A 23,119-nucleotide genomic window follows, 5' to 3' on the forward strand; every position below is an offset into this window, starting at 1 on the left:
CAGAGGCGGAACGTTGCAGATAGACGCAGTCGACCAGCGAATCATTGCGTTGCTTGTCGCAGATGCCCGTGCCTCATACGCGGACATCGGCGCCCGGGTGTCACTCTCCGCCCCGGCGGTCAAGCGGCGCGTCGACCGACTCCGATCCGCAGGGGTCATCCGGGGCTTCACCGCGGTCGTCGACCCGGCCGCCGTCGGTTGGACCACGGAGGCGTTCGTCGAACTGTTCTGCGCCGGCCGGACCACCCCGGCGCAGATCGGGGCCGCCGCCCGCCGGCACCCCGAGGTGGTCGGCGCGTACACCGTCTCCGGGGAGGCGGACGCGCTGGTGCACCTGCGGGCCGCCGACATCGCCCACCTGGAGGAGGCGCTGGAGCGGCTGCGGGCGGAATCCTTCGTCACCTCGTCGCGCAGCACCATCGTCCTCTCCCGGCTGGTCGAGTCCCCCGGCGTCGGCCCCTCCGGCTCCTGACCCGTTGACCTCAACCCCCGTTGAGGTTGTTGGCTGGTAGCCGGCTGTCGGAAGGGGCGGGTATGCGCGCGGTGTGGTTACGGGAGTTCGGCGGTCCGGAGGTGCTGGTGCCGGGGCCAGCGCCCGATCCGGTGCCCGGGCCGGGTCAGGTGCTGATCGAGGTCGCGCACGCCAACATCACCTTCGTGGAGACCATGTTCCGGTCTACCGGGTTCGGGCCGTTCACCGGCTCGCCGCCGCTGATCCCGGGCAACGGCGTCGGCGGGGTGATCACCGAGGTCGGCGCCGGCGTCGACCCGGCGCTCGTGGGAAGGCGGGTGGTGAGCGGCACGGGCGGCTCCGGCGGCTACGCCGAGCGCGTGGCGGTGGACCGGGACGCGCCGTACGAGGTGCCAACCGGGCTGCCGCTGGACCAGGCCGTGGCGCTGCTCGCCGATGGTCGTACGGCCGTCATGCTGGTGCACGCGGCCCGGCTGCGCCGTGGCGAGCGGGTGCTGGTCGAGGCGGCGGCGGGCGGGGTGGGCAGCCTGCTGACGCAGCTCGCCGAGGCCGCGGGCGCGCGGGTCGTGGCCGCCGCCGGAGGCGCTCGGAAGGTGGCCCTGCTCCGCGACCGTGGTCTCGACACGGTGGTGGACTACCGACAGCCGGACTGGCCCGACCGGGTACGCGCGGCCACCGGCGGGGTGGACGTGGTCTTCGACGGGGTGGGCGGCCAGCTCGCCCGCGACGCCTTCGACCTGCTCGCCCCGGGCGGGCGGATGCTCAGCTTCGGGCTGGCCAGCGGTGCCTGGGCCGACCTGCCCACCGGCCTCGCCGCGGAGCGCGAGGTGGCCCTGCTCCGGCCGTCCGCCGCGCCGGCCGAACTGCGGGCGTTCACCGAGCGGGCGCTCGCCGAGGCGGCGGCCGGGCGGCTACGCCCGTTGATCGGGCAGCGCTTTCCGCTGGACCGGGCCGCCGACGCGCACGCCGCCATCGAGTCCCGCGCCACAGTCGGCAAGACCCTCCTCGACCTCCCGTAGCCCGCTACCGCACGCGACCCGCCGCGAGTTCCGCCCCGAGTTCCGCCCCCGAGCACCGCGCAACTTCGGGGAAAGGGTGGCCACTTCATGTCTGGAGGCCGCACTTTCCCCGAAGTTGTCGCTTCAGCGACCGGGTGGTCAGAGATACATGCCGGTGCGGTGTTCCGGTTGCTCGCGGGGGGAGGCCTTGTCGCCCTCGCCGAAGAAGCGCTTGCCGCCGAACTCGCCGTGCAGCCGGTCGTCCAACTCGTCGGCCAGCCCGGTCATCACCTGCACGGCGAGCATCAGGTGGGTCGGCTGGAAGTTACGGCCGAAGACCGGGATCGAGGCCCAGACCGTGTCGTCCGCGCAGTAGAGGCGGCCGATCGGCATCCGGTTCGTCAGCTCGGAGAGCTTGACGTAGAGCCGCTCCGTCGGCTCGACCTCGGTGAGCACCGGGGAGAAGACATCGACCAGGGGCGGGTTGTCGCGTACCCGGACGAAGACCATCGCCGAGCCGGCGCGGATGTTGATGTCCCCGTCCGAGTCGACCTGCAACTGGTCGGACTTGGAGCGCAGCATCGTGGAGACGACCGTACGCACCCGCTCCTCCAGCGCGAGCACGTCGCTGTCACCGGTCTGGGCGGTCGCGGCGGTGGCCAGCGCCTCATCGAGGTCGGCCGCCACCTCCCGGTCCGGGCCGAACTCGCTGCGGGCGGTGCCGAGCGGCTCCACCGGCAGCGGCTCTCCCTCGGTGTCCTGCACCAGATAGACCAGGAAGGCGGGATGCGGGGCGCCGTAGACGTCCCGCAGAGTCCGGGACAGCACCGCGGCCAGCCGGGTCGCCTCCCCGGCGGCGCAGTCCAGGCCGAACTGCTCGCCGGAACCCTCCACCACGCCGGGCGGGGACCAGCCGAGCGCGATCATGTCGGCCACGGCGGCCCGGTCCAGCCGGTAGCCCGGTGGCAGCGTGGCGTTGCCGACGGCCCGCGCCGACAGCCGGCCCTCCCCGCCGACGTCCACACTGATCGAATAGACGGCGTCCCCGGTGCCGGAGGCGGTGGGGTCGAGGGTCAGTTCCAGGTGCGTGCCCTCGGGCAGGGCGCGAAGCCGGTCGGCCAGCGCACGGGCGAACTCCCGCCAGGCCTCGGTCACCTTGGCCCGGAGGTCGGCCGTGGTCGGCTCGTCGAGCAGGATCGACTCGTACTGCTCCGAAGCCGGGCCGGCGGGCTCGTCGGCCGGCGCCGAGGGGTGGTCTGCCGTCATGATCGTCTCCGTCCGTCATCGCCACCCTACCCACGGACGGTGGAGACCGAATCACGCCGGACCGGGATCGGACACCGGCCCGGAAACGGGCTACTCGGCCGGCGCGGTCCCGCCCAGCTCGACCGGCCAGGTGCCGGCCAGCTCACTGAGCCGGGCGGCCGCCGCGGCCGGGTCGGCCCCCCGCCCCACGGCCACCCCCAACAGGTACGCGGTGACCGGCGCACCCGGACGTAGCACCTGGTGGGCGACGTCCCGGGCCAGGTCGAGCACGACCGGCACCGACACCTCACCCGGGTCGAGCCCCAGCTCGGCGCAGGCCGCCGTGACCCAGTCGTCCATCACCGTCATCGTGTCCACTCCTCGGCCCGGCGTACGTCCTCGTCAGTGTCGCAGTCGAACCAGGGCGGCGGCCCCGAGCCGGACCAGGACACCTCCCGTACGTCCGCCCCGGCCAGCAGCCCACGCACCGGAGCCCCGTCGACCGTGCCGCCCCGCTCGGCGGCCAGCCGGTCGACGGCGGCCCGCAGTGCGGCGACCCGCCACACTCCGCAGAGCTGCTGCCGGCGACCGTCCCCGTCGACGTAGCAGGCGACGTCGGCGGCGAGTCGCGCCGCACCGTCGGCCGGCCGGTGCCGACCGCTCGCCGGGCCGCCGCCCGGCCCCCCGAGCGCGCGCCGGAGGTCGGCCACCGCCGCCGGGGTGAGCAGCGGCAGGTCCCCGGCGAGCAGGGCGACGGTGGTCGTGTCCGGGTCGAGCAGCGCCAGGCCGGCCGCGGTGGCGGCGACCGGGCCGCCCCCGGGCGGTTCCTCGCGGGTCACCCGTACGCCGTCGGGGACCGGACCGGCCGGGCCGACCACGATCCGTGGGGTGGCGTCGGCGACCGCGGCCAACACCCGGTGCAGCATCGGCCGACCACCGACCGCGCGACCTGGCTTGTCCACTCCACCCATCCGCCGGGCCGCACCACCCGAGAGCACCACCGCCGCGTACGTCACCAGGCCACGGTATCCGCGCCGGGCCGCCGCCACCCGCCAGCCCTCGCGGGTCCGGCCGGTGCGGCCGGCGCGGGCGGCGTGGCCGGCGCGGGGTCGCAAGATCCACTCCACTTGCGGCAAGTTGGTGTCTCCGCGCCGGTTGAAGGGCCAAGATGCCGCAAGCCGTGCGGGTTACACCAGGCCCCGGGCGGGCGTCACTGTGCGGGCGGCCGGCGGCGCAGGGCAGGATGGCGGGATGGGACGGGCGACTGACCGGCGTAGCGTGCTCCGGATCGACCTCGACGCGGCGGCCGACGGGCGCGCCCGGGTACGGCGGCAGGACACCCTGGCGGTGGAGGAGCCGCTGGAGATCCGGGTCGGCCCGGCGGGCCCGGGTCGACGGAAGCCGCTGGCGGTCACCATGCGTACCCCGGGCGACGACCTGGACCTGGCGATCGGGTTCCTGCTCACCGAGGGGCTGATCCGGTCGGCTGAGGATGTGCACACCGCGCAGCTCTGCGCCGGCGCGGAGACGCCGAACACCTACAACGTGGTCGACGTGGTGCTGGCCCCGGGCGTGCCGGAGCCCACCACCGATCCGGCCCGCAACTTCTACACCACCAGCTCGTGCGGGGTCTGCGGCAAGGCGAGCATCGACGCCGTACGCACCCGGTCGCGGTTCGCCGTACGGGACGACACCCTCGCCGTGACCACGGCGACGCTGGCCGCCCTGCCGGACCGGCTACGCGCGGCCCAGCGCGCCTTCGACCGGACCGGTGGCCTGCACGCCGCCGGCCTGTTCACGGCCGGAGGCGAGCTGCTGGTGCTGCGCGAGGACGTCGGCCGGCACAACGCGGTGGACAAGGTCATCGGCTGGGCGGTGCGGGAACACCGGCTGCCGCTCGCCGGGCACGTGCTGCTGGTCTCCGGCCGGGCCAGCTTCGAGCTGACCCAGAAGGCGTGGATGGCGGGGGTGCCGCTGCTGGCGGCGGTCTCCGCGCCCAGCAGCCTCGCCACGGACCTGGCCGAGGAGGCCGGCATGACCCTGGTCGGCTTCCTGCGCGGCCAGACGATGAACGTCTACGCGGGCGCACACCGGATCGTCTCCGAGGAGGCCGTGCGGACGGCCTAGCTCAGGTCCCCCTCGCTGATCGGGACCGGCCGGCCGTGTCATTGGGCCCCGGCACGAATGTCATCAGCGAGCCAGCCAGCTCCAACTCCCTTGCCTGAACGTCGGCCGCCACGTGCTTGTCGCATGCCTACCGGGGGTCGACGCCTTTCTCAGCGGTAAGAATCCGGCCCCTGCGCGCACTTCCTGGTGACGGCGTACCTTCCCGCGTTCCAAGGAGCAGGAGCCAGTGACAGAAGCCGACGCGAGCCGACGGTTCACGGCGATATACGACGCGCACCACGCGCAGGTGTACGCGTACGCGGTGAGCCGAGTCGGACGCCAACTCGCCGACGACGTGGTCAGCGACACCTTCCTCGTGGCGTGGCGCAAGCTGCCCACGGTGCCGGCGTCGCCGTTGCCGTGGCTGCTCGGGGTGGCCCGCAACGTGCTGCGGGAGCGCTACCGCGACGAGGTGCGGCAGGCCAGCCTGACGGCCGAGTTGCGCGCCTGGGCCGACGAGTCGGCGGCGGACGTCGCGGACGGGGTGACCGAGCGGGCAGCGGTGCTCGCCGCGCTCGCCCGGCTCGCCGACGAAGACCGGGAGCTGCTGACCCTGGTGGCCTGGCACAACCTCTCGGCCCGGGCCGCCGCTCGGGTCGTCGGCTGCTCGACGGCCACCTTCTTCGTACGGCTGCACCGGGCCAGGAAGCGGCTGCAAGCGGCCCTGGCCGGGCCGGTCCAGGTCGTCCGTCGTTCCCCGATCGCCCAACCTGTCGAGGAGTACAGCAAGTGAGTCCCCGTAGAGATGTCATGAAGGCGCTGGCCGACGCCCGCCCCGCCCGACTCGACCCTGACCTGGACAGCCGCCCCGACCCGTACGCGATCACGGCGCACCCGCAGCCGACCGGCACGCCGGCCGCACGCCGGCCGGCCCGCCGGCTGGTCCTGGCGGGCGTGCTGCCGACCATGGCCCTGGCGGCGGCCGGGGCGGTCTTCCTCACGATCGGCGCGGGCGGGACCGGACCGGCGGGCACGTCCGGCGCGGGCGGCCGGACGGCCGACGCCACCGCCTCGGCCCCGCGAACCGCCCGGGACGTGCTCCTGGTCGCGGCCGAGCGGAGCGGGGCTGGTCCCACCAGCGGTGGTCGCTACTGGTTCAGCGACCAGGAACACGGGACAGTACGCGAGGTTGGCCCCACGAATCGGCGCTACCAGATCGTGCAGCGGCAGGGCATGCGGGTGTGGGACGGGATATCGCCGAGCGCCCGGAGTGTGGCCTTCGTCCGCGACCTCGGTGCCGTGCCGTTCACCGCTGCGGACCGGGCCGCTTGGCAGGCCGACGGCGCACCGACGCAGTGGGTGGAGCCCGCACCCAAGGACATCCCCGACGCCGAGCCGATCATCATCCGCGGCACGCCCGGACCGGAGACCATCCGGTGGGACGCCGCCAGGCCGATGCCGCCGGATGCGACGGGCGGCAACGTGCCCTACTTCCTCGCCGGTGGCCCCATCTCGCGGGCAGAACTGGCCGCGGTGCCAACCGAGCCGGCCGCGCTGAAGGCGTGGCTGCTCAACCGGCTGAAGGCCAGCGAGGTGCAGAAGGCCAGCAACGACGCCCTCTGCTGGAGCGCCCAGGATCTCGTCGTCGACCTGCCGGTGTCGCCGCAGGTGCGGGCGGCCGCGTACCGGATGCTCGCCGACCTGCCCGGGGTGACGTCGCTCGGTGAGGCCACCGACCAGCGGGGACGTGCGGGCGTGGCGGTCGGGTTCGCCCGGAAGGGCGACGGCGGCCACTGGGGCCAGACCCGGCTGATCATCGACCCGCGCACCGGCCAGGCACTCGCCAGCGAGTCCTGGGACCTGGGCGCCGGCCGGGCTCCGAAGGCCACCGGGGCGCTGCAGAGCTACACCCTCGTGGTGAGCGCCGGCTTCACCAACGACAGCCCGCCGGCCCCGCAGAAGTAACCGCCCTCTCCCCGGTGTGCGGTGCGGACGCCTCGGTGTCCGCACCGCACACCCGTCTCGGCGCCGTGACGGCGGGTCAACGGGCGCCACGACGGCTCCGCCTGCGACGGACGACCTCGCGGGAGGCGACCGCGGGCCAGCCGTCCAGTTCGGACGGGGGCAGCCCACGCCGGAGCACGTCGTCCAGGAGCAGCGCGAGTGAATAGTCGGGGTGGGCGGTGAGCACCCGTTCCAGGGCCACCGCCGCCAGGGCACCGTAGCCGGCACGCCAGGCCGCGAAGGCGAGCAGGCTGCCCGGGGCGGCGATCAGCTCCGGCTCGGCCCGGCGCAGCACGTCCGTCCAGAGGCTGATGTCGGTGTCCCGCCCATCGGTCCGCTCCCAGGCGTGGTCGCGTACCGGGAGGTGGGTGAGGAGCACGGTCAGCCAGGCCACCTCGTCGTCGCCCAGCCGCTCGCCGCGCCGCTGCCGACGGAACGCGCCACGCAGGGCCGCCACCCCGGCCGAGCGGACGGACCGGCCGCCGACCAGCGCGGTCTCGGCCGCGTCCTCGGTCAGCTCGGCCAGCCGGCGACGGGCCCGGATGGTGGCCCGGCGCATGGCGACCCGGATCGGCCCGTCGAGCGGGGACACCTGCGCGGTCAGCGCGGCCCGGTCGGGCAGGGCGACCTGACCGGCGAAAACCGCCGTCGCGCTGACCTCGCTGGCCTTCGGGTCGTACGGGGTGCCGTCGGGCGGGCAGCAACCGGGGTCGGCGCAGAGGTAGGACCACCAACGCCCATCGGTCACCCGCAGCGCGTCGAGGACGAGCAGACCGGCCTCGTCCAGGGCCGCGCCGACCGCCTCGACCGCTCCGGTCACCCGGGCGGCCGCACCGAAGCCGATCACGGTGGCGGACTCGGTGCTCTGCCGGGCGACGACCTGCGCGAGATGCCAGGCAGCGGGTCGCGGGTCGGCACCCGGCTCGGGCAGGTCGCCCCGGGCGGCGAAGACAACCCGGCGGCCGCGCAGCGCCACCACGACCACGCTCTCGGTGGGATGGAAGCCGAGCAGGTACGGCACCGCGGCGATGAGGTCGGCGGGGGAACGGACGGCGAGCCGGGGGTGGTCGGTCGGAGTCATGCGGGCAGCGTGCGCGGCGGGCCGCCGGCTCGACAGACCCTGTGGACGACACGCCGCTTATCCACAGATACGGAGAGTATTGGTGCAGGTGAGCGCCGTACGGCGGGTGTCGGGACGACACACGGCCCACCGGGAGTCGGCCGGACCGGCTACCTTGCGCTCATGGACCTGGCGTACCTGCGGGCACACCCGGAGCACCTGCCGACCTTCCTGACCCATCAGCGGATCCGGGAGACGCCGGTCTCCGGCGGGGACATCTGCGTCGCGTCCCGGCTCACCCTCGACGACGGGCACTCGGTATTCGCCAAGACCTGGCCGGAGCACGCCGGGCGCCCGCTGCCCGAGGGCTTCTTCGCGGCCGAGGCGGCCGGGCTGCGCTGGCTGCGCGAGGCGGGCGCGGTGCCCGTACCGGAGGTGGTGGCGGCGCTGCCGGAGCTGCTGGCGCTCGACTGGGTCGAGCCCGGCGAGCCGACGCCGGCCGCGGCCGAACGGTTCGGCCGCGAGCTGGCCGCGCTGCACCGGGCCGGTGCGCCCGCCCGCGGTGCCGAGTGGACCGGGTTCATCGGCGCGCTGCCGCAGGACAACACGCCGGGCGCGGGACCGTGGCCGGAATGGTTCGCCCGCCGGCGGCTGCTGCCTTACCTGAGGATGTCGGTCGACAACGGCGCGCTCGCCGGCGGCCGGGCCGCGCTGGTGGAGCAGGTGATCGACCGGATCGGGGAGCTCGGCGGCGACGAGCCGCCGGCCCGGGTCCACGGCGACCTCTGGCCGGGCAACCTGCTCTGGGGTGCGGACGAGCGGGTGTGGCTGGTCGATCCGGCCGCGCACGGCGGCCACCGCGAGACGGATCTCGCCCAGCTCGCGCTCTTCGGCGGCGCGCCGCACCTGGACCTGATCCTCGCCGCCTATCAGGAGGTGTGGCCGCTGGCGGACGGCTGGCCGGCCCGGATTCCGCTGCACCAGCTCCACCTGCTGCTGGTCCACACGGCCCTCTTCGGCGGGGCGTACGCCGACGCGGTGGGCACCGCGGCCCGCGCCGCGCTTCAGGGTCGCCGACGCGCTACGGTCGACGGGTGACCGCCACCCCGACGACGACCGACGGGGTCCTCGTCGACCGGTACGGCCGCGTCGCCCGGGACCTGCGGGTCTCACTGACCGACCGCTGCAACCTGCGCTGCACCTACTGCATGCCGGCTGAAGGGCTGCCCTGGTTGGCCAAGCCGCAGCTGCTCACGAACGACGAGATCGTCCGGCTGGTCCGGGTCGCGGTGCATCGGCTCGGCGTCACCGAGGTCCGCTTCACCGGTGGGGAGCCGCTGATCCGGCCCGGCCTGGTCGACATCGTGTCGGCGGTGGCCGAGCTGACGCCCCGGCCCCGGATCTCGCTGACCACCAACGGCCTCGGGCTGGCCCGGCTCGCGCCCGCCCTGCGGGCCGCCGGTCTGGACCGGGTGAACGTGTCGCTGGACACCCTGGATCACGCCCGGTTCACCGAGCTGACCCGGCGGGACCGGCTGGCTGACGTGCTCGCCGGGCTGGCCGGCGCGGCGGCAGCCGGGCTGACCCCGGTCAAGATCAACACGGTGCTCATGCGCGGGATCAACGACGACGAGGCACCCGCGCTGCTCCGGTTCGCCCAGGCCCACGGCTACGAGCTGCGCTTCATCGAGCAGATGCCGCTGGACGCCCAGCACAACTGGGACCGCGCGACGATGGTCACCGCCGAGGAGATTCTCGCCGCTCTACGCGCCGAGTTCGACCTGAGCGAGGACCCGGCCGAGCGGGGCGCGGCACCGGCCGAGACCTGGCTGGTGGACGGCGGGCCGACCCGGGTCGGCGTGATCGCCAGTGTGACCCGCCCCTTCTGCGGCGACTGCGACCGGACCCGGCTCACCGCCGACGGCCAGGTCCGCGCCTGCCTCTTCGCCACCGAGGAGTCCGACCTGCGCGGCGCGCTGCGCGCCGGGGCGGACGACGTCGAGCTGGCTCGGCGGTGGCGTACCGCGATGTGGGGCAAGCGGGCCGGGCACGGCATCGACGACCCGAAGTTCCTGCAACCCGCCCGCCCGATGTCGGCGATCGGAGGCTGACCGGTGCAGCTCACCGTCCGCTACTTCGCCGGTGCGCGCGCAGCCGCCGGCCGCGCCGAGGAGACCGCGACCGCCGGTCGTCCGCTCGACGAGCTTCTCGACGAGCTGACCGCGCGGCACGGCGAAAGACTGGCCGTCGTGCTGACGGCGGCCAGCTTCCTGGTCGACGGGGTGGCCTGCCACGATCGTCGCACGCCGCTGCCGGCCGGGGTGACAGTTGACGTGCTGCCGCCGTTCGCGGGCGGCTGAGGGAGGCTCCCGTGGTGGGGATGACGGCGTTCGTGGGCTTCGTCGTGCTGGTGACCGGCCTGGTCCACCTCTACCTGTGGAAACGGCTGGTCCGGGACACCACCCGCCCGGGGCGCTGGCGGCGGATCGGCGGGTTCGCCGCGCTGCTGCTGGCGGTGCTGGTGCCGGTCACCATGGCGGGCGCCCACGCCGGGGCGTTCTGGATGGCCTGGCCGGGCTATCTCTGGCTGGCGCTGATGTTCTACCTGCTGGTCGTGCTGCTGGTGCTGGAAGTGCCGATGGCGATCGCCAAGCTGGTGTCTGGTCGGCGGGCCCGGTCCGCCGAGCCCACCACCGCGGCGCCGGAACCGGCCCTCGTCGGGGTGGGCGACTCCGCCTGCACCACCGAAACGACGGCTGAGCACCCCACCGAACCGCCGGTCGAGCACCCCGCCGAGCCGTCGGCCGCCGCGCCGGCCGACCACGACCCATCCCGCCGGTTGCTGCTCGCGCGGGGAACGGCGATCTTCGCCGGGCTCACCGCCGCCGGTGTCACCGGGTACGGCATCCGCAACGCGATGGGTCCGCCGCAGCTGGACCGGGTCCGGATCCCGCTGGCCAAGCTCCCCCGCAGCATGGACGGGCTGCGGATCGCGACCGTCTCCGACATCCATCTCGGGCCGCTGCGCGGTCGCTCGCACACCGAGCGGATCGTGGCGATGATCAACCGGCTCGACGCCGACCTGGTGGCGGTGGTCGGCGACCTGGTCGACGGCTCGGTGGCCGAGCTGGGCGAGGCGGCGGCGCCGTTGCGCGGCCTGCGCTCCCGGTACGGCAGCTTCTTCGTCACCGGCAACCACGAGTACTACTCCGGCGTCGAGGAGTGGGTCCGCGAGGTGGATCGGCTCGGCCTGCGGGTGCTCCAGAACGAGCGCCAGGAGATCCACGCCCGAGGTGGCGTCCTGGACCTGGCCGGGGTGAACGACGTTTCCGCCACCGGCACCGGGCTGGCCGCCCCCGCCGACTACGCCGCCGCCCTCGGCGACCGGGACCCGAGCCGCCCGGTGGTGCTGCTGGCCCACCAGCCGGTGGCCGTGCACGAGGCGGCGAAGTTCGGCGTGGACCTGCAACTCTCCGGGCACACCCACGGCGGCCAGATGGCACCGTTCAACCTGCTGGTCGGGCTCCAGCAGCCGGTGGTCTCCGGCCTCGGCGAGGTGGACGGCACCAAGGTCTACGTGACCAACGGCGCCGGTTTCTGGGGTCCGCCGGTCCGGGTCGGCGCGCCGCCTCAGGTGACCCTGGTCGAGTTGCGCGCCCCATAGCGCGACCGGGCCGCCCCGTCCAGGGTCGGATTGCTCAGGTCACGAGTACGCGTGGCGGAAGGCGGGCACCGTGTCGGGCGTGACAGGATGCGGCGTGCCTCCGTTCAGCGCCGCACCCCCCGGTGGCCTTTCGCCGTTCGTCGCGGATCTGCACATCCACTCGAAGTACTCGCGCGCGTGCAGCCGCGATCTGACCCTGCCGAACCTGGCCCGGTGGGCCCGGCGCAAGGGCATCGGCGTACTCGGCACCGGCGACTTCACCCATCCCGCCTGGTACGACCACCTGCGGGAGACCCTGCATCCGGCCGAGCCCGGCCTGTTCCGGCTCAGCCCGGAGGCGGAGCGGGACATCGCCCGCCAGCTCCCGCCCCGGCTGGCCAGCGAGGCGGAGAGTGACCCGGCCCGGTTCCTGCTCAGCGTGGAGATCTCCACGATCTACAAGCGGGACGACCGGACCCGGAAGGTGCACCACCTGATCTACCTGCCGGACCTGGACGCGGTGGCCCGGTTCAACGCCGCGCTCGGGCGGATCGGCAACCTCGGTTCGGACGGGCGGCCGATCCTCGGCCTGGACTCGCGGGACCTGCTGGAGATCACCCTGGAGGCCAGCCCGGACGGCTACCTGGTGCCGGCGCACATCTGGACTCCCTGGTTCTCCGCGCTGGGCTCGAAGTCCGGTTTCGACGCCATCGCCGACTGCTACGCCGACCTGGCCGAGCATGTCTTCGCGGTGGAGACCGGTCTCTCCTCGGACCCGGAGATGAACTGGCGGGTCGGCAGCCTGGACCGCTACCGGCTGGTGTCGAACTCCGACGCGCACTCCCTGCCGGCGCTGGGCCGCGAGGCCACCGTGTTCGCCTCGGCCCGCGACTACTTCGCGATGCGGGAGGCGCTGCGGACCGGGGACGGGCTGGCCGGCACCATCGAGTTCTTTCCGGAGGAGGGCAAGTACCACGCCGACGGGCATCGGCTCTGCGGCGTCAACTGGTCGCCGGAGCGGACCCGGGCGGCCGGTGGACGGTGCCCGGAGTGCGGCAAGCCGCTGACGGTGGGCGTACTGAGCCGGGTCGACGAGCTGGCCGACCGGCCTGCGGGGCACCGGCCGGCGCACGCCCGCGAGGTGACCCACCTGGTGCCGCTGGCCGAGATCCTCGGTGAGATCAACAAGGTGGGCGCCCGCTCGAAGAAGGTCGACGGGAAGCTCACCGAGCTGATCGCGGCGCTCGGCCCGGAGCTGGAGATCCTGACCAGCACCCCGCTGGACGAGATCGGCCGGATCGGCGGCGAACTGCTCGCCGAGGGCATCGGCCGGCTACGCCGGGGCGAGGTACGCCGGGTCCCCGGCTACGACGGCGAGTACGGCGTGATCACCCTCTTCGACCCGGACGAGCTGGGCAGCGGCGGGACCGTCGGGCAGGAGGCGCTCTTCGACGTACCCGTGCCCGCGCAGCGGAGGCCCGCGGAGCCGGCGCCGAAACCGAAGGCCGCTCGCCCGGCGGCGGCCAGGGCGGAGCCGAAGCGGAAGCCGGCCCCGCCGCCTCCGCCACCGATCGCGCCGGTGCCCTCCCCGCACGAGCCGTTCGAGCCGATGCTCGCCGGCATGGAGGAGGTCGGCACCGGCCTGCTGGACCGGCTCGACGCGATGCAGCGGGTGGCCGCCTCCGCGCCGGGTGGTCCGCTGCTCATCGTGGCCGGTCCGGGCACCGGGAAGACCCGTACGCTGACCCACCGAATCGCGTACCTCTGTGCGGAGTTGAACGTCTTCCCGGAGCAGTGCCTGGCGATCACGTTCACCCGGCGGGCCGCCGAGGAGCTGCGGCACCGCCTGGACGGGCTGCTCGGCCCGGTGGCCGAGGACGTCACGGTCGGCACGTTCCACTCGCTGGGGCTGACCATCCTGCGGGAGAACGCCGAGGCCGCGGGGTTGCCGGCGGACTTCCGGATCGCCGACGACGCCGACCGGGCCGCGGCCCGGGCCGAGTCCGGCGACGACGACGAGCGGTACACCGCGCTGCTGCGCAAGCGGGACCTGGTCGACCTGGACGAGCTGCTCACCCTGCCGGTGGCGCTGCTCGGCGGGGACCGGAAGCTGGTCCGCGAGTACCGGGAACGCTGGAAGTGGATCTTCGTCGACGAGTACCAGGACGTCGATGCCGTCCAGTACGAACTGCTGCGGCTGCTCAGCCCGGCCGACGGCAACCTCTGCGCGATCGGCGACCCCGACCAGGCCATCTACTCGTTCCGGGGCGCCGACGTCGGCTATTTCCTGCGCTTCTCCCAGGACTTCACCGACGCCCGGCTGGTCCGGCTGAACCGCAACTACCGCTCCTCCGCGCCGATCCTGGCCGCCGCGGTGCAGGCCATCGCACCGTCGTCGCTGGTCCGTGGCCGCCGGCTCGACCCGGCGCGCCTCGACCCGGAGGCCCCGCTGGTCGGTCGGTACGCCGCGGCGTCCGTCGCCGACGAGGCCGACTTCGTGGTACGCACCATCGACGACCTGGTCGGCGGCCTGTCTCACCGCTCGCTCGACTCGGGCCGGATCGACGGCCGGTCCACCTCGTTGTCGTTCTCCGACATCGCGGTGCTCTACCGCACCGACGCGCAGGCCGCTCCGGTGCTGGACGCCCTCGCCCGGGCCAACATCCCGGTGCAGAAGCGCTCGCACGACCGGCTCCGCGACCGGCCCGGGGTGCTGGCCATCGCCCGCGAGCTGCGGCACGCCGGGCTCGACGGCTCGCTGGCCGCCCGGGTACGGCTGGCCGGGCAGGTTCTGGCGGAACGCTTCGCCGTGCCGACGCTGGACAGCTCCGGCTCGGTCCGCCCGGAGGACGTGCGTACGGCGGTGGACCTGCTCGCGCCGCTGGCCCGGCGTTGCGGTGACGACCTCGGGCTCTTCCTCTCCCAGCTCGCCACCGGGGCGGAGGTGGACGCCCTGGACCCGCGCGCCGAGGCGGTCACCCTGCTCACTCTGCACGCGGCCAAGGGGCTGGAGTTCCCGGTGGTCTTCCTGGTCGGCGCCGAGGACGGGCTGCTGCCGCTGCGCTGGCCGGGATCGGAGCCGGACGACGACGCGGTCGCCGAGGAGCGGCGGCTGTTCTTCGTCGGCCTGACCCGGGCCCAGGACCGGCTGTACGTCAGCCACGCCGCCCGGCGTAGCCGGCACGGCGCGGAACGCGAGTGCCGCCCGTCCCCGTTCCTCGACGTGATCGACCCGGGGCTCTTCGAACGCTTCGGCGAGGCCGAACCCCGCCGCCCGAAGGACCGCCAACTCCGCCTGATCTGAAAGAAGAACCCCCAAGAAGGGGTCAATTTGGATAAACGAGACGAAGGCGCCAATCCGCTCATATTCTGACGGACATGACGAAACCTTCGAGTTCCATCAGTGACGTACGGCGCGGGCAGGAGCGTCGGCGTGGTCGGACCCTGCTGGCCGTCGGCATCGCGGGCGTCGGGACGGGGGCGCTCCTGGCGGCGCCAACCGCCGCGCTGGCCGACACTCGTGCTGGATCGACGATCCAGGTCGTCGTCGCCACCAACGGCCAGTGCGGACTGGAGAACGTCACCACGCACACGCTCTCGACCGACCAGGTCGCCTTCGAGGCGCCCAACTTCATCCTTACCCGAATGGTCGACACGACCATCCCGACGGGTATGGCGACGCAGTTCGGCCTGACCGTCGATACCTCCGTCAGCGGTTGTGCCCTGCAGCAGCCCGTATCCGTCACGGTCGACGGTGTGTCGGTGCCGTTCCAGAACAACATCTCGGCCGGAGGCGCCATGATGACCGTCACCCTCACCCCTGTCTCGCAACCGACCAGCACCGTCAGCGTGACGCCATCCAGCACCGTCAGCGTGACGCCATCCAGCACCGTCAGCGTGACGCCATCCAGCACCGTCAGCGTGACGCCATCCAGCACCGTCAGCGTGACGCCATCCAGCACCGTCAGCGTGACACCGTCCAGCACCGTCAGCGTGACACCGTCCAGCACCGTCAGCGCTACACCGAGCGAACCCGTCCTGCCCACGACCGGCACGTCATCCGGGCCCCTTGTGGCCCTGGGGCTCGGCACCGTCGTGGTGGGTTCGCTGCTCGCGTTGGCCACCGGCAAGGGCCTGCGCCGGCGCTGGGGCGCAGGCAGCTAGGACGTCGCCGGATCGTCGGGCGGCGCCTACCGCGGGCCCGGACCCACTCCCGTGCGGGGGCGCGAGCCCGGGATCAGGCGAACAGGACCGCCAGCCAGGCACCGGCCAGGATCGCGGGGCCGAGCGGCAGTGCGGTGTCCCGGCGCACCTTACGGGCAGCCAGCAGGGCGAGCACCACGACACCGTTGAGCAGATGCGGCAGGAGCAGGCCGAGCGCCAGGGTCGGCCAGCCCAGCCAGCCGAGCGGCAGACCCAGGGCCGTGGCGAGCTTGACGTCGCCGAAGCCGAGCCGGGAACCGGGCAGGAGCGCGAGCAGCACGTACCCGGCGAAGGCGGTGGCCGCGCCGGCCAGCGCGGGGAGCAGCCGGCCCGCGCCGGCGGCCGGCGCGGCGCCGGTCAGGCCGAGCCCGCCCGCGATCGCGGCGAGGGCCACCAACCGGTCGGGCAACCGGAGGCAGGCCAGATCCACCAGGGCGAGCACCAACCCGACCGCGCCCACCAGCAGCAGCGCCGGCAGTTCCGGCGCGGCACCCCGTGCGGCGGCCAGTCCGCCGAAGACCACCGCACCCACCAGGCTCACGCCGAGTCGCTCGCCGGGCCGGCGTCCGACACCCCGACCGGACGCCGGCCCGGCAACCCGATCGGGCAACGGCCTGACACCCCGGCCGTCCGCCGGACCGGCGGACGGAACAGGCCACGGCCCGGTGAAGCGGTGGGCCAGCGGGACGGCGACCCAGCCGGCCAGCGCGCCGAGAAATGTGGCGACTGTCAGCAACCCGGCGGACACGGGCCGGAATGTTACCGGCGAGCCAGCTCCGGGGCTGCCCCGTCGGCCGGGTCCGGCACGGGCTTACGGGGGCGCTCGGTGCTCACCACCACCGCCACCCCGGCGACGATGACCGCGCCGCCGAGCAGCACCTGGTGGGTGACCGGCTCGGCGGCGAGCAGCGCGCCGAGCGCCACCGCGACCGCCGGGTTCACGTACGCGTAGGTGGCGACCAGGGAGATCGGGGCGTGGTGCAGCAGCCAGACGTACGCGGTGAAGGCGACCAGGGAGCCGGCCACCATCAGGTACGCCAGTGCCGCCCAGGAGCGGGCGGTCACGTCGGCGGGGGAGAAGTCGGCGAACTCGCCCCGGACGGCGGCGACCACGGCGAGCGCCAGCGCGCCGGCCGCCATCTCGTAGACGGTGGCCACGAACGGGTCGTCCGGCATCCGGATCCGCCCGGAGAGGAAGGAGCCGACCGACCAGGAGACGGCCCCGGCGACCACGGTCAACGCGCCGGCCAACGGCACGGTGCCCGGACCGTCGGCGGGGAGCACGAGCAGCACGAGGCCGACGAAGCCGAGGGTCACCCCGGCGAAGGTCCACAGTCGGGGGCGGTCACCGCCCAGCGTACGCAGCAGCACGACCAGGAGCGGGACGGTGGCCACCAGCAGCGCCGCGATGCCGGAGGGCACGGCCTTCCCGGCCGGCCCGGACTCGGCGAGCACCACCAGGCCGTTGCCGCCGGCGAGCAGCAGCAGGCCGACCAGCGCGGCGGACCCGAGCTGCCGCAGGTCTACCCGGAGCGCCCCCGGCCCTCGGCGGAACCGCAGCACCACGGCCAGCACCACGGCCGCCGCGGCGAACCGTGCCACTGCGGAGGTGAACGGCGGCAACGACTCGACCGCTACCCGGATGCCCAGGTAGGTCGAGCCCCAGAGCACGTAGACGAGGGCCAACGCCGTCCAGATCAGGGCAGGACGGGCGGCGGCGGGAGCGTGGGCGACGGTCGGCGTCGCACTCCGGGGGCGTGAGCTCATCGGTCGACCACGCTACGGTGACCGGGGCGTCGGCGTCCCCCTTTGGTGGCCGGCCTCTCAGCAACGGCGTATCCAGGAGGACGTTCATGGCGAACTTCGGACCACCGGGCGGCGGTTCCCCCGAGCCGTGGGGCGGGCGGCGACCGGAGGACCGGTACGCCGCCGACCCGCGCCACCACCCCGGCTACGCCGACCAGCCCGGCGGTTGGGGCGAGCCACCGCCGCAGCCCGCCAGCGGTTGGGCCGAGCCACCGACCCAGCCCGGCGGTTGGGCCGAGCCACCGGCGCAACGGTACGAGGCGCCTGTCTCCTGGGACGCCGGGCAGCCGGCCGGCCCAGCGGCGTACCAGGAGTACCCGGCGGATCCCGACTACGGGCAGCAGCCGTACGCCGAACCGGCGGCACCGAAGCGCGGCAAGGGTCCGCTGGTCGCGCTGCTGGCCGTGCTGGTGGTGCTCGGCGGCGCCGGGGCGTACTGGTTCGTCGGCCGGGACGACTCGGCCCCGGCGGGCGGAAGCGGTGCCCTCACCCCGGCGACCACCGCGTCCTCTGACGAGGCGGCGGTTCCGGCGACCACCGCCGCGGCCCCGGCGTCCTCGACCGATCCGCGGTTCGTGAAGGCCGGCCAGTGCGTACGCAACGAGGGGGCAGCCGATCAGCCGAAGCTGCTGATCAGCGAGTGCGGCGCGAAGACGTACCAGGTGCTGGACCGGATCGACGGCCCGACCAGCGGCAAGAAGGACGCCGAGACGAAGTGCGCCAAGGTCAAGGGCTACACCGACTGGTACTTCTACGACAGCGAACTCGACACGCTCGACTTCGTGCTCTGCCTCAAGCGGCGCTGACCACCGCAGTCTGATAACCGAAACTAGGGCTGTCTAGCGTCCATGCTAGATAGCCCTAGTTTTGCCTCGACGGTGCCGACACGCCGATACCCGCATCTACGGATGTCTAGCCTCGCAGCTAGATCGCCCGATACTGTGCGATTCGTGGATCCGGTCCGCAACCCGTACGCCCCCGGCGCCGGCCAGCGCCCGCCCGAACTCGCCGGGCGAGGACGCGAGCTGGACGTCTTCGACGTGGTGCTGGAGCGGATCGCCCGGGGCCGCCCCGAACGCAGCCTGATGCTCACCGGCCTGCGCGGGGTCGGCAAGACCGTCCTGCTCAACACCCTCCGCTCGCAGGCGATCAACCACCTCTGGGGCACCGGCAAGATCGAGGCCCGGCCGGACCAGTCGTTGCGCCGGCCGATCGCCGCCGCGCTACACATGGCGGTCCGCGAGCTGGCCCCCCGGCACCGCGCCCCGGACCGGATCGACGGCTTCCTCGGCGTACTCAAGGCGTTCGCCCAGCGCGCCAGCCCCACCGGCCGGGGTGGGGCGGCGCCGAAGCTGCGCGACCGCTGGCAGCCCGGCATCGACGTACCGGCGGCCAGCGGCCGGGCCGACTCCGGGGACATCGAGATCGACCTGGTCGAGCTGCTCACCGACGCCGCGGCGGTCGCCACCGACGTGGGCACCGGCGTCGCCGTCTTCATCGACGAAATGCAGGACCTCGGCGCGGAGGACGTCTCCGCGCTCTGCGCCGCCTGCCACGAGCTGTCCCAGCTCGGCGCGCCGCTGATCGTCGTCGGCGCCGGCCTGCCGCACCTGCCGGCCGTACTGAGCGCGGCGAAGTCGTACTCCGAGCGGCTCTTCCGCTACCAGCGCATCGACCGGCTCGACCGGATCGCCGCCGACCAGGCGCTCTGCGCCCCGGCCGAGCGGGAGGAGGTCGAGTACGAGCCGAAGGCCCTCGACCTGCTCTACGAGAAATCCGGCGGCTACCCCTACTTCGTCCAGGCGTACGGCAAGGCCACCTGGGACAACGCACCGCGCTCGCCGATCACCGCCGCCGACGTCCGGGTCGCCGCGCCCGAGGCGGAGGCCGAACTGGCCGTCGGCTTCTTCGGTTCCCGGTTCGAACGGGCCACCCCGGCCGAGCGCGAGTACATGCGGGCCATGGCGTCCCTGTCCCTGGTCGAGGGGGAGGACAGCGGGCGGGACGACATGGATGCGGCGGTGCCCACCGCCGAGATCGCCCGTGCGCTGGGCCGCAAGCCGGCCAGCCTCTCGCCGGCCCGGGACGCGCTGATCAAGAAGGGGCTGATCTACTCCGGCGAGCGGGGCACGGTCGCCTTCACCGTCCCGCACTTCGGCCGCTACCTGCGTACCCAGCCGGCCTGACGACACCGGCGGACCGCGCGTCAGACCCTTGACCAGGGCGCCGGGAAGACGACCTCGCCCTGCGGCGGCGGCGCCTCGTCGTCGGACGGTGGCAGCACCACCGCCTGCCACGGCTCCCCGAGCCCGGACCACGGGCTGGTCAACCCCATCCGGTCCGCCCGGCTGAACCCGAAGCGGCGGTAGAACGTCGGATCGCCGAGCACCACCACCAGCCGCTCGCCCAATTCGGTGGCGGCGTCCAGGGCCGCCTGCACCACCGCCGTGCCGTGCCCGATCCGCTGCCGGTGCGGTGCGACCGCCACCGGGCCGAGCGCCAGAGCCAGGACCGATCCGCCGTCCGAACGCACCCGGACCCGGGTCAGCAGGGCGTAGCCGACCACCTCGCCGCCGTACTCGGCGACCATGGCCAGCTCCGGAATCCAGGCGTCGCTGCGCCGGAGCTCGTCGACCAGACCCACCTCGGGCGGCGCGGCCACGTCGGGGCGGGCGAAGGCGCCGGCCAGCACCCGGGCCACCGGCTCCTCGTCCGCCGGGCCCTCGGGTCGCAGTCGCAGCGTCGTCACCCGCGCGACGTTACCGCGCGTACCCGGTCCATCCGCGACGGTCGCTGAAATCGGTACGTCGGCGAGCCGGCCCGGACGTCCATGTCGGCCGATCCCGTTCGGGTGTTGGCCGGGTGGCGGCCGCCGCGACGGGGTATGACTGAGCCATGAAGCCCGTGCGTTCCCTCGCCCGCATCATGTTGAGCGGCATTTTCGTGGTCAGCGGTGCCAACACCCTCAAGAACCCCGGCCGCGTGCTCCCCGTCGCGAAGCCACTCACCGACCGGGCCGCCCCAATGATCCAGAGTCTGCATCCCCGGATCCCGACCGACACCGAGACACTGATCCGGGCCAACGCGGCCACCCAGCTCGTCGGCGGGCTGATGCTGGCCAGTGGCCGGTTCGCCCGGCCCGCCGCGCTCGTCCTCGCCGGCACCCTGGTGCCCACCACGTTGGCCGGCCATCCCTTCTGGAGCAGCGACGACCCGGTGCAGCGGAACCACAACCAGATCCACTTCCTGAAGAACCTCGGGCTGTTCGGCGGCCTGCTCCTCGCCGCCGCGGACACCGGCGGGAAACCCGGACTGCGCTGGCGCGCGGGTCACCGGATCAGCCACTCGCGGCGCTCCGTGCAGCGGGCGGTCCGAACCGCCCGCCGGGAGACAAAGATCGCCGTACGCTCGGCCGCCACCGGCCGCCGGCTTCCCGGCTGACCGCATCCGGCGCGGCCACCACCCCCCGCGGGGCCGCTAATCACCTGAACCCCTCAGCACCCGTTAACCCGGGGTAAATGTCGAAAATGTATGTGATCGGACACGGTCGCATAACGCGGGAGGCAACAACGTGAGGCACCGTTCTAGGCTCCGTGCGGGACCTGGACGGGCAAGACGATCTTGGTACGGGGGTGGTCACGGCGTGCCGGCGGCCGCCGGTCGGCGGGCGGACCGCCTCGCTCCATTCCGTAACCGGGCACGTGGCACCGACCGTCGGGCGACCGTACGCGCCAGCGTGGTGGTAGCCGTCGCCTACGCCGCCTGGCTCGCCATCGGCGCCTTCGGCCGGCCGTACAACTTCTTCGACATGAAGATCTACCACGGTGCCGTGGTGTGGTGGGCCAGCGGCAACGAGCTGTACGACTTCATCGCACCCGAGACGAACCTGGGCTTCACCTATCCGCCCTTCGCCGCCCTGGTCATGCTGCCGATGTCCTGGCTGCCGATCGACGCCGCCGGCTGGCTGAACGCGGTGGCCAGCATCGCCGCGCTCGCCGTCGCGCTCGCCGCGCTGCTGCGCCCGATCGTCGACCGGCTGGGCTGGTCACTCTGGTTCACCGTCGGCATCGCCACGCCGATGGCCGTCGCCATCGAGCCGTCCCGGGAAACCCTCGGCTACGGCCAGGTCAACCTGCTGCTCTTCGCACTGGTCGTGGCGGACATGGTCGGCCTGCGGTGGCGGGCAAAGCGGGGCACCCATCACGACACCGCCGACTCGGCGCTGGCCCGATTCGTCTACGGCGGCGCGTGGGCCGGGGTCGGCATCGGTCTGGCCACCGCGATCAAACTCACCCCGGCACTGTTCATCGCGTATCTGATGATCACCCGGCAGTGGCGGGCGGCGATGATCGCCGTCGGCACCGCCGTCGGCGTGACCCTCGGAACGTTCGCGCTGGTCGGGACGGAGTCACGGATGTACTTCACCGGCGTGCTCTGGCAGACCGAGCGGGTCGGCGCCGCCGACATGACCGCCAACCAGTCGCTCGCCGGCCTGCTCGCCCGGCTCTACGACTCCATCGAGGCACCCGGCCTGCTCTGGCTGGCCTTCGCGGTGCTGGTGCTGGCGCTCGGGTTCTCCCGGGCGGCCAGCGCCCGCGCCGACGGCGACGAGCTGACCGCGTTCACCCTGGTCGGGCTGACCGCCAACGTGATCAGCCCGATCTCCTGGTCGCACCACCTCGTCTGGGTCATCCCGGCGATCATCGTGCTGGCCGACGCCGCGGTACGCCGCCGCGAGGCGAGCCGCGCGCTGCTGCCCCGGGCCACCTCGGCGCCACCCACTGGCGGGGTGCCGGCGCTGCGCCCGCCGATCTGGTACCCGGCGCTCACCGGTCTGCGGCACGGGGCCGGCGCACTCGCGCTCTACCTGCTCTTCCTGGTCTCGCCGATCTGGCTGTACGAACACCAACTCCCCGAGGTGTCCCACTACCAGGACGGGCTGTTCGGCGCGCTGCTGGAGAACTCCCTGGCGATCGCCCTGATCGCACTGGTCGCGGCGCTGCCCTGGCGTCCGGGCGCCGAGCCGGCGTTCTACCACGACCGGCTGGTCCGCGCCGCCCAGCTCACCGCCCGCCGCTGACCCTCCCGTCGGGAGGTCAGGGGCAGTTCACCCACTCCTCGGCGCCGTCGGCGAAGACCTGCCGCTTCCAGATCGGCAGCCGCGCCTTCACCTCGTCCACCAGCCGGGCGCAGGCCGCGAAGCCCGCCGCCCGGTGGGCGGTGCTGACCGCCGCGACCAGGGCCACCTCGCCGATCTCCAACGGGCCGATCCGGTGCGACACGGCCACCGCGTACACCTCCGGGTCGGCGGCGACCTCGGCCGCCACCTCGCGCAGCACACGCTCGGCGGTGGGGTGGCCCTCGTACTCCAGCCGGGTCACCACGCGGCCGTGGTCGTGGTCGCGGACCACGCCCTGGAACGACACCACCGCGCCGGCCCGACGGTCGGCGACCGCCGCCTCGTGCGCGGCCAGGTCGAGCGGCCGGTCGGTCACCGCGCCGATGGCGACCACCTCGGCGGTACTCATTACGCCTCCCTCGTTCGCGACTGCGGGGCTCGCAACCCCGGCTCACTCCTCGCG

Annotated in this window: 22 protein-coding genes and 1 pseudogene; 15 read left to right on the forward strand and 8 right to left on the reverse strand. The window is 73.7% G+C overall.

Translation table 11 applies throughout. The features are described 5' to 3' along the window. Positions 1-13 precede the first annotated feature (13 nt). Both GA0070604_RS30785 and GA0070604_RS30790 read left to right on the forward strand, forming a co-directional pair. Positions 14-472: an Lrp/AsnC family transcriptional regulator gene (locus GA0070604_RS30785; RefSeq protein WP_091126566.1), complete on the forward strand. Its 459-nt coding sequence runs from the start codon at positions 14-16 to the stop codon at positions 470-472. Between the two features lie 62 nt (positions 473-534). Continuing rightward, positions 535-1,491, forward strand: a complete 957-nt coding sequence (locus tag GA0070604_RS30790) for a zinc-binding dehydrogenase (protein WP_091126569.1) — start codon at positions 535-537, stop codon at positions 1,489-1,491. A gap of 138 nt (positions 1,492-1,629) precedes the next feature. Here the strand turns inward: GA0070604_RS30790 and GA0070604_RS30795 are convergent, their stop codons facing one another. From GA0070604_RS30795 to mobA, 3 genes are all read right to left on the reverse strand, one after another. Next, entirely contained in the window at positions 1,630-2,736 is a 1,107-nt protein-coding gene (locus GA0070604_RS30795) for a T3SS (YopN, CesT) and YbjN peptide-binding chaperone 1 (RefSeq protein WP_091126572.1), read from the reverse strand. A 90-nt stretch (positions 2,737-2,826) separates the two neighbouring features. After that, positions 2,827-3,084 (reverse strand): DUF6457 domain-containing protein, encoded by a 258-nt coding sequence (locus GA0070604_RS30800; RefSeq protein WP_091127533.1) that lies wholly within the window; start codon positions 3,082-3,084, stop codon positions 2,827-2,829. After that, positions 3,081-3,734 carry a molybdenum cofactor guanylyltransferase gene (gene mobA / locus GA0070604_RS30805; RefSeq protein ID WP_091127532.1) on the reverse strand — a complete coding sequence of 218 codons (654 nt, stop codon included), beginning with the start codon at positions 3,732-3,734 and terminating at the stop codon, positions 3,081-3,083. The genes GA0070604_RS30800 and mobA overlap by 4 nt, the downstream gene beginning before the upstream one ends. Positions 3,735-3,966: 232 nt before the next feature. Between mobA and fdhD the strand changes: the two genes are divergently transcribed. The 3 genes from fdhD (at position 3,967) to GA0070604_RS30820 (ending at position 6,786) form a co-directional block, all read left to right on the forward strand. Further along, positions 3,967-4,842, forward strand: a complete 876-nt coding sequence (fdhD, locus tag GA0070604_RS30810; RefSeq protein WP_091126574.1) for a formate dehydrogenase accessory sulfurtransferase FdhD — start codon at positions 3,967-3,969, stop codon at positions 4,840-4,842. 226 nt (positions 4,843-5,068) lie between these two features. Then, positions 5,069-5,614 (forward strand): RNA polymerase sigma factor, encoded by a 546-nt coding sequence (locus GA0070604_RS30815; RefSeq protein ID WP_244162131.1) that lies wholly within the window; start codon positions 5,069-5,071, stop codon positions 5,612-5,614. Next, positions 5,611-6,786 (forward strand): CU044_5270 family protein, encoded by a 1,176-nt coding sequence (locus GA0070604_RS30820; protein ID WP_141721415.1) that lies wholly within the window; start codon positions 5,611-5,613, stop codon positions 6,784-6,786. The genes GA0070604_RS30815 and GA0070604_RS30820 overlap by 4 nt, the downstream gene beginning before the upstream one ends. A 76-nt stretch (positions 6,787-6,862) precedes the next feature. Here GA0070604_RS30820 and GA0070604_RS30825 read toward each other — a convergent pair whose 3' ends face one another. Beyond that, positions 6,863-7,906: a DUF4192 domain-containing protein gene (locus tag GA0070604_RS30825; protein ID WP_091126578.1), complete on the reverse strand. Its 1,044-nt coding sequence runs from the start codon at positions 7,904-7,906 to the stop codon at positions 6,863-6,865. A 162-nt stretch (positions 7,907-8,068) separates the two neighbouring features. On the opposite strand from GA0070604_RS30825, the gene GA0070604_RS30830 reads away from it, so the two are divergent. From GA0070604_RS30830 to GA0070604_RS32180, 6 genes are all read left to right on the forward strand, one after another. Then, positions 8,069-8,983, forward strand: a complete 915-nt coding sequence (locus tag GA0070604_RS30830; RefSeq protein WP_091126581.1) for a fructosamine kinase family protein — start codon at positions 8,069-8,071, stop codon at positions 8,981-8,983. Further along, the gene (gene moaA / locus GA0070604_RS30835) at positions 8,980-9,996 is read left to right on the forward strand and encodes a GTP 3',8-cyclase MoaA (RefSeq protein WP_091126584.1); all 1,017 of its coding nucleotides are present in this window, start codon (positions 8,980-8,982) and stop codon (positions 9,994-9,996) included. Before GA0070604_RS30830 ends, moaA begins: the two co-directional genes overlap by 4 nt. A 3-nt stretch (positions 9,997-9,999) precedes the next feature. Next, entirely contained in the window at positions 10,000-10,245 is a 246-nt protein-coding gene (locus GA0070604_RS30840) for a MoaD/ThiS family protein (protein ID WP_091126587.1), read from the forward strand. 20 nt (positions 10,246-10,265) lie between these two features. Beyond that, on the forward strand, positions 10,266-11,549 hold the full coding sequence (locus GA0070604_RS30845; RefSeq protein WP_091126589.1) for a metallophosphoesterase: 1,284 nt from the start codon (positions 10,266-10,268) through the stop codon (positions 11,547-11,549). 94 nt (positions 11,550-11,643) lie between these two features. Then, positions 11,644-14,832, forward strand: a complete 3,189-nt coding sequence (locus GA0070604_RS30850; protein ID WP_091126591.1) for a UvrD-helicase domain-containing protein — start codon at positions 11,644-11,646, stop codon at positions 14,830-14,832. Between the two features lie 74 nt (positions 14,833-14,906). Then, positions 14,907-15,692: a hypothetical protein gene (locus GA0070604_RS32180; RefSeq protein ID WP_141721416.1), complete on the forward strand. Its 786-nt coding sequence runs from the start codon at positions 14,907-14,909 to the stop codon at positions 15,690-15,692. 73 nt (positions 15,693-15,765) lie between these two features. Here the strand turns inward: GA0070604_RS32180 and GA0070604_RS30860 are convergent, their stop codons facing one another. Then, positions 15,766-16,479 carry a prepilin peptidase gene (locus tag GA0070604_RS30860; RefSeq protein ID WP_091126596.1) on the reverse strand — a complete coding sequence of 238 codons (714 nt, stop codon included), beginning with the start codon at positions 16,477-16,479 and terminating at the stop codon, positions 15,766-15,768. 11 nt (positions 16,480-16,490) lie between these two features. Beyond that, positions 16,491-17,498, reverse strand: a complete 1,008-nt coding sequence (locus tag GA0070604_RS30865) for an EamA family transporter (protein ID WP_091126598.1) — start codon at positions 17,496-17,498, stop codon at positions 16,491-16,493. A 575-nt stretch (positions 17,499-18,073) separates the two neighbouring features. Here GA0070604_RS30865 and GA0070604_RS34445 point away from each other — a divergent pair. Both GA0070604_RS34445 and GA0070604_RS30875 read left to right on the forward strand, forming a co-directional pair. Next, positions 18,074-18,343 (forward strand): annotated as a pseudogene (locus tag GA0070604_RS34445) (LppU/SCO3897 family protein); the annotation flags it as partial. A gap of 144 nt (positions 18,344-18,487) precedes the next feature. After that, entirely contained in the window at positions 18,488-19,723 is a 1,236-nt protein-coding gene (locus GA0070604_RS30875) for an ATP-binding protein (protein WP_091127535.1), read from the forward strand. 20 nt (positions 19,724-19,743) lie between these two features. Here GA0070604_RS30875 and GA0070604_RS30880 read toward each other — a convergent pair whose 3' ends face one another. Beyond that, positions 19,744-20,286: a GNAT family N-acetyltransferase gene (locus GA0070604_RS30880; RefSeq protein WP_091126602.1), complete on the reverse strand. Its 543-nt coding sequence runs from the start codon at positions 20,284-20,286 to the stop codon at positions 19,744-19,746. Between the two features lie 146 nt (positions 20,287-20,432). On the opposite strand from GA0070604_RS30880, the gene GA0070604_RS30885 reads away from it, so the two are divergent. After that, positions 20,433-20,978 carry a DoxX family protein gene (locus GA0070604_RS30885; RefSeq protein ID WP_091126605.1) on the forward strand — a complete coding sequence of 182 codons (546 nt, stop codon included), beginning with the start codon at positions 20,433-20,435 and terminating at the stop codon, positions 20,976-20,978. A gap of 202 nt (positions 20,979-21,180) precedes the next feature. After that, positions 21,181-22,617 carry a glycosyltransferase 87 family protein gene (locus GA0070604_RS30890; protein ID WP_091126607.1) on the forward strand — a complete coding sequence of 479 codons (1,437 nt, stop codon included), beginning with the start codon at positions 21,181-21,183 and terminating at the stop codon, positions 22,615-22,617. 16 nt (positions 22,618-22,633) lie between these two features. On the opposite strand, the gene GA0070604_RS30895 is transcribed toward GA0070604_RS30890, so the two are convergent. After that, positions 22,634-23,065, reverse strand: coding sequence for a molybdenum cofactor biosynthesis protein MoaE (locus GA0070604_RS30895; protein WP_091126609.1), 432 nt, complete (start codon positions 23,063-23,065; stop codon positions 22,634-22,636). Between the last annotated feature and the right edge of the window lie 54 nt (positions 23,066-23,119).

It is taken from the genome of Micromonospora eburnea (assembly GCF_900090225.1).
In the GTDB taxonomy this organism is placed as follows: Bacteria; Actinomycetota; Actinomycetes; order Mycobacteriales; family Micromonosporaceae; genus Micromonospora; species Micromonospora eburnea.